Here is a 6,185-nt window from a genome sequence, read left to right on the forward strand (position 1 = left end):
GCGCTGGCGGACGAGGGCGGGGACCCGGTGGAGGTCGCGGTGGACCCGGCCGGGCTGGCGTACGTCATCTACACCTCCGGCTCCACCGGCCGCCCCAAGGGGGTGCTGGTGCCGCACCGGGGGCTGTGCAACGTGGCGGCCGCGCAGCAGCGCGTGTTCGGCGTGGGGCCGGAGGACCGGGTGCTGCAGTTCGCCTCGCTCAGCTTCGACGCGGCCGCCTTCGAGCTGGTGATGGCGCTGGCGTCGGGCGCCGCGCTCTGCGTCGCCCCGCGCGACGAGCTTCTTCCCGGGCCCGGGCTGCTGGCGCTGCTGCGCCGGCACGCGGTTACGACGGTCACGCTTCCTCCGTCGGCCCTGGCGGCGCTCCCGGTAGAGGAGCTGCCCGCGCTGCGCACCATCACGGTGGCAGGCGAGGCACTGCCGGCCGAGCTCGTGGAGCGCTGGGGCACGCGGCACCGGCTGTGGAACCTGTACGGGCCCACCGAGGCCACCATCTGGAGCACGGCGGCGGCGTGCGCCGACCCGGCGAGCAAGCCGGACATCGGCGCGCCCATCGCCAACGTGCGTGCGTACGTCCTGGACGCCGCGCTCCAGCCGCTGCCCGTGGGCGTCCCCGGCGAATTGTACGTGGGCGGGGCAGGGGTGGCGCGGGGCTACCTGGGCCGGCCGGGGCTCACGGCGGAGCGCTTCGTCCCCGACCCGTTCTCGGCCGAAGGTGGCGCGCGGCTGTACCGCACGGGCGACCGCGCGCGCTGGCTGGCGGACGGGCGGCTGGATTTCGCCGGCCGGGTGGACCACCAGGTGAAGGTGCGCGGCTTCCGCATCGAGCCGGGCGAGATCGAGGCGCGGCTGGCGGAGCATCCGGGCGTGCGCGAGGCCGTGGTCCTGGCGCGCGAAGACGAGCCGGGCGAGAAGCGGCTGGTGGCGTACGTGGTGGGCCACGCGGCGCCCGGGGCCGACGTGCTCCGGGCGCACCTGGGCGAAACGCTCCCCGAGTACATGGTGCCGGCGGCCTACGTGCACCTGGACGCGCTGCCGCTCACCCCCAACGGCAAGGTGGACCGCAAGGCGCTGCCGTCGCCCGAGGGCGAGGCGTTCGCGCGGGGCGGCTACGAGGCGCCGGTGGGCGCGGCCGAGCAGGCGCTGGCGGAGGTCTGGAGCGAGGTGCTGGGCGTTGAGCAGGTGAGCCGCCGCGACGACTTCTTCGAGCTGGGGGGCCACTCCCTGCTCGTGGTGCTGGCGGTTTCGCGCATCCAGCAGGTGCTGGGCGTGGAGGTGGAGCCGGGGCAGGTGTTCGAGCACCCGGTGCTCAAGGACCTGGCGGAGGCGCTCGGCGGGGCCGGGGACGCGGAGGCGCTGCCGCCGATCGAGCCGGTGGACCGCGGCGGGCACCTTCCGCTCTCCTTCGCGCAGCAGCGCCTGTGGTTCCTGGAGCAGATGGGCGGCCTGGGAAGCGCCTACCACGCGCCCCTGCGGCTGCCGCTGCGCGGCACGCTGGACCGGGAAGCGCTGGCGCGCGCGCTGGACGGCATCGTGGCCCGCCACGAGGCCCTGCGCACCACCTTCACCGAGGTGGACGGCGCCCCGGAGCAGCGCATCGCCCCCGGCGAGGTGGGGTTCCACCTGGCGGAGGACGACCTGGCGGGGCGCCCGGAGGCGGAGCTGCAGCGCGTGATGGCGGAGGAGGCGAGCGCGCCCTTCGACCTGCGGCGCGGCCCCCTCGTCCGCGGCCGCCTGGTGCGCGTGGCGGACGACGAGCACGTGCTGCTGCTGACCATGCACCACATCGTCACCGACGGGTGGTCGCTGGGCGTGCTCCTGGACGAGCTTTCGGCGCTGTACGCCGCCCATCGAGAGGGCCGCGATGCGCGGCTCGCCCCGCTCCCCGTGCAGTACGCCGACTACGCGGCGTGGCAGCGGCGCTGGGTGGAGGGCGACATCCTGCGGGAGCAGGCGGAGTACTGGACGCGGACGCTCGCCGGCGCCCCCCGGCTCCTGGAGCTGCCCACGGACCACCCGCGGCCGGCGGAAATGGAGCACGCGGGGGCGGCGCTCCTGCTGGAACTGGACGCGGAGCTCACGGCGGGGCTCAAGGCCCTGTCGCGCCGGCACGAGACCACGCTGTACATGACGCTGCTGGCCGCGTGGGCCGCCGTGCTGGGCCGGCTTTCGGGGCAGGACGACGTGGTGATCGGCACGCCCACGGCCGGCCGCGGGCGCCCGGAGATCGAGGGGCTGATCGGGTTCTTCGTCAACACGCTGGCGCTGCGCGTGGACCTGTCCGGCGCGCCGACGGTCGCCGGGCTGCTGGAGCAGGTGAAGGAGCGGACCCTCCAGGGGCAGCGCCACCAGGACATCCCCTTCGAGCAGGTGGTGGAGCTGGTGCAGCCCGAGCGGAGCATGGCCTACAGCCCGCTCTTCCAGGTGATGCTCGACTGGCGGAACGCACCTCGCGACCTGGTGCTGCCTGGGCTGCAGCCGGGGCGTGCGGAGAGCGTGGAACGGGACACGGCCAAGCGCGACCTGTCGCTCTCGCTGTGGGAGTGGGACGGGCGCATCGCCGGGAGACTCACCTACGCGACGTCGCTGTTCGAGCGCGAAACGGTGGAGCGCTGGGTGGGCTACCTGCGGCGCGTGCTGCAGGAGATGGTGGCCGACGAGTCGCGCGAGGTTGCGGCGCTGGCGCTGATGCCGGAGAGCGAGCGCGCGCTGGTGGTGGACGCGTGGAACCGCACCGACGAGCCCTTCACCGACCTGGTCCTCATCCACCGCCACTTCGAGGCGCAGGTTGCGCGCGCGCCCGGCGCCACCGCGGTGGAGTTCGGCGGTGAGTCGCTCACCTACGCCGAGCTGGATGCGCGGGCCAACCGCCTGGCGCACCGGCTGGTGGAGATGGGGGTGCGCCCGGAGACGCGGGTGGCGCTCTGCATGGAGCCGTGCAGCGGGGCCATCGCCGGCCTGCTGGGGGTGATGAAGGCGGGCGGGGCCTACGTGCCCCTGGACCCGGCGGCGCCAGACGAGCGCACCGCGTTCATGGTGGCCGAGTCGGGCGCCCACATCGTGCTCGCCGACGCGGCGAGCGCCGCGCGCCCCTGGGCCGCGGGATACGACGTGCTGGTCGTCGGCCCCGGGCTGGACGCGGAGCTGGAGCGTTATCCCGCCACGCCGCCCGCGGTGCAGATCGGGCCGCGCCACCTAGCGTACGTGCTGTATACCTCCGGCTCTACCGGGGTGCCCAAGGGGGTTCTGGTGGAGCACGGCGGCGTGTGCAACACCATCGCTACCTTCTCCCGCCTGTACGAGAACGGGCCGGCTTCACGGGTGCTCCTTTTCGCGCCGCTGCACTTCGACGCCTCGGTGCTCGACGTGTTCACCGCGCTGGCCAACGGCGGCACGCTGATCGTGGCCCCGCGCGAGGAGACGATCCCCGGCGACGAGCTGACGGGGCTGATGGCCCGCAAGCGGGTGACCCACGCCAAGTTCACCCCCAGCGCGCTGGCGGCCACCCCGTGGGCCCACCTCCCGGAGCTGGAGGTGGTGATCCTGGGCGGGGAGATCTGCTCGGCCGAGCTGGTGGCGCGCTGGGCTCCGGGCCGCCGCTTCTTCAACGGCTGGGGCCCCACCGAGGTCAGCGTCCGCTCCACGGCCTTCCAGGCCACGGACGGCACCTTCCCGCCGCCGATCGGGCGGCCGCTGGGGAACGTGACGCACTACGTGCTGGACCCAGCGGGACGGCCCGTTCCCATCGGCGTTCCGGGCGAGATCTACGTGGGCGGCGCCGGCGTCACCCGCGGCTACCTGGGGCGGCCGGCGCTCACCGCCGAGCGCTACGTGCCCGACCCCTTCGCCCGGCACCCCGGCGCGCGGATGTACCGCACCGGCGACAAGGTGCGCTGGCGTTCCGACGGAATGCTGGACTTCGTCGCCCGGATGGACGGGCAGGTGAAGGTGCGCGGCTTCCGCATCGAGCTGGGCGAGATCGAGGCGGTGCTGCGCCGGCACGACGACGTTTCCGACTGCGTGGTGATGGTGCGCGAGGACGTGCCCGGCGACCAGCGGATCGTGGCGTACGTGGTGGGCGGCGCCGGGGCCGACGAGCTGCGCGAGCACGTGCGGCGCACCCTGCCGGAGTACATGGTCCCGGCCGCGTTCGTCTTCGTGGACGCGTTCCCGCTGTCGCCCAACGGCAAGCTGGACCGCAAGGCGCTCCCGGCGCCGGAGTACGGGGCGGCGGAGGAGTCGTACGTGGCACCGCGCACGCCCACGGAGGAGGTGGTGGCGGGGATCTGGGCCGAGGTGCTGGGCGTGGAGCGGGTGGGCGCGGACGACCAGTTCTTCGAGCTGGGCGGGCACTCGCTGGTCGCCACCCGCGTCGCCGCGCGCGTCCGCGGAGTCTTCGGCATCGAGCTGCCGCTGCGCACCGTCTTCGAGCGCTCGGTCCTTTCCGATCTCTCGGCCGAGATCGACCGCCTGCGCGGCACCGGCGCGGCGTCCAGCGAGGGCGCCATCGCCCCCGTGGCGCGCGAGGGCGACCTGCCGGTGACCTTCGCGCAGGAGCGGATGTGGTTCGTGGACGCGCTGGACCCGGGAAGCCCGGTCTATGCGATTCCCTTCTCGTACCACGTCGCGGGCCGCCTGGACCTGGACGCGCTCCGCCGCGCGCTGGCCGAGCTGGTGCGCCGCCACGAGCCGCTGCGCACCACGCTCCCGGCCGTGGACGGCGTCCCCGTGCAGCGCATCGCCCCGGCGCCGGCCGAGTTCGACCTGCCCGTGGCCGACCTGCGGCAGCTGCCCCGGGAGGAGCGGCGCGTGGAGGCCGACCGCCTGGCGGCCGAAGCCAAGCTGCACCGCTTCGACCTGGCGCGCGGGCCGCTCTTCCGCGCGTCCCTCGTCCGCGTGGCCAACGACGAGCACCGCCTTCTCCTGAACCTTCACCACGCGATCGGCGACGGGTGGTCGCTGGGGGTGCTGCGCGAGGAGCTTTCCGCTCTCTACGGCGCGTTCTCGCGCGGCGAAGCGTCGCCGTTGCCGGAGCCCGTGCTGCAGTACGCGGACTACGCGGCGTGGCAGCGCGAGTGCCTGTCCGGCGCCGCGCTGGAGCGGCAGGTGGAGTTCTGGCGGCAGGCGCTGGACGGCGCCCCGGCACTGCTGGAGCTGCCGACGGACCGTCCCCGCCCGCCGGTGGAATCGCACCGCGGCGCGCTGGAGCGCCTGGTCATCTCGTCCGCCCTGGCGGGGGAGGTGAACGCGCTGGCCCGCCGCGAAGGCGCCACGCTGTTCATGGTGCTCCTGGCCGCGCTGGACGTGGTGCTCGGACGTCTGGCCGGGCAGGAGGACGTGGTCGTCGGGACTCCGATCGCCGGGCGGACGCGGGCGGAGACGGACCGGATGGTGGGGCTGTTCCTCAACTCGCTGGCGCTGCGGACCGACCTTTCGGGCGATCCGAGCTTCCGCGAGCTGCTGGGGCGCGTGCGCGAGACCACGCTGTCGGCGTACGCGCACCAGGAGATCCCTTTCGAGCGGGTGCTGGAGGAGGTGCGTCCGGAGCGCAGCATGGCGCACGCACCCGTGTTCCAGGTGATGCTCAACCTGGCCAACTTCCAGCGCGGCGCCCTGCGCGGCGACGGCCTGGAGGTCGCGGAGGCCGAGGCCGGCTCGCTCGGCGAGGTAGCCAGCAAGTTCGACCTCACCCTGTACGTCCGGGAGCGGGACGGGGGGATTCACGTTGCCCTCGTCTACGCCGCCGACCTGTTCGACGCGCCGCGGATGCGCGGCCTGCTGGCGCAGCTGGAAGGCGTGCTCCGCCAGGCCGCGGCCGCGCCGGAAACCCGCGTGGGCGCGTTGTCGCTGGCGACGGAAGCGGCACGCGGCGTTCTTCCCGACCCGGCCCGGCCGATCGAGGCCGAGGCCTGGCGCGGGGCCGTGCACGAGACGTTCGCCGCCCACGTCGTCCAGTCCCCCGATGCCCCGGCGGTTGCCGATGCGGCCGGAACCTGGACGTACGCCGAGCTGGACGCGGCTGCCAACCGCATCGCGCACCGGCTGATCGAGGGCGGGGTGCGGCCGGGCGACGTGGTGGCCGTCTACGCCCACCGCTCGGCGGCGCTCGTGCGGGCGCTACTGGGCGCGTGGAAGGCGGGTGCGGCCTTCGCGATCCTCGATCCCGCGTATCCGGCCGCGCGCCT

The 6,185-nt window shown here is 74.5% G+C and carries 1 protein-coding gene; it reads left to right on the forward strand.

Translation table 11 applies throughout. From position 1 onward, the window contains the following. Nucleotides 1-6,185: amino acid adenylation domain-containing protein (locus VIB55_RS11280; RefSeq protein WP_331876762.1), on the forward strand; the 6,185-nt coding region annotated here is incomplete at both ends.

This window comes from Longimicrobium sp. (assembly GCF_036554565.1).
Lineage (GTDB): Bacteria > Gemmatimonadota > Gemmatimonadetes > Longimicrobiales > Longimicrobiaceae > Longimicrobium.